We start from the raw sequence: 295 nt of genomic DNA on the forward strand, positions 1-295 counted from the left end.
GACCATCCCCGACGACCGCTTCACGGTCATCACGGGTCCCAACGGCGGTGGCAAATCCACCTTGGCCAAGCTCATCATGGGCCTCGAGGAGCCCACCAGCGGCACCATCGAGTTCGACGGCCAGGCCATCACGAACCTGTCCATTACCGAGCGCGCCCGTCTGGGCATCGGCTACGGCTTCCAGCAACCGACCCGCTTCCGCGGCATGAAGGTGAAGAAGCTGCTCGACATTGCCGCCGGCAAGAAGCTTCCCATGCTGGCCTGCAACGAGTACCTGTCCAAGGTGGGCCTGTGC

General features: G+C 64.1%; 1 protein-coding gene. It reads left to right on the forward strand.

The features are described 5' to 3' along the window. Window positions 1-295: ATP-binding cassette domain-containing protein (locus PZH32_RS13230; protein ID WP_275208715.1), on the forward strand; the 295-nt coding region annotated here is incomplete at both ends.

This window comes from Adlercreutzia equolifaciens (assembly GCF_029076695.1).
GTDB classification, from domain to species: Bacteria; Actinomycetota; Coriobacteriia; order Coriobacteriales; family Eggerthellaceae; genus Adlercreutzia; species Adlercreutzia equolifaciens_A.